The following is a 216-nucleotide window of genomic DNA, read 5'->3' as shown; positions in this document are numbered from 1 at the left end:
GGTCCAAGTACCATCGGCGCTGGAGGGCTTAACGGTCGTGTTCGGGATGGGTACGCGTGGAACCCCTCCGCCATCGCCACCAAACGCGCGAGAGTTGAACTCTCAAAACTGACCAACGAGTGAGTAAGTTTGCTAACCTGAGTTAGCTATTTGAATGTTCTCGTTGCAGAGAACGATTCTCCATAGAAAGGAGGTGATCCAGCCGCACCTTCCGAT

1 rRNA gene is annotated in these 216 nt (G+C 53.2%); it reads right to left on the bottom strand.

The features are described from left to right. Positions 1 to 84 (bottom strand): 5S ribosomal RNA (gene rrf / locus KJS57_RS26320); the annotation flags it as partial. Between the last annotated feature and the right edge of the window lie 132 nt (positions 85 to 216).

The sequence above is a fragment of the Paenibacillus vini genome, assembly GCF_018403325.1.
Classification (GTDB): Bacteria; Bacillota; Bacilli; order Paenibacillales; family Paenibacillaceae; genus Fontibacillus; species Fontibacillus vini.
The sequence above is the reverse complement of the archived record's forward strand: the minus strand, read 5'-3'. Positions and strand labels throughout refer to the sequence as shown.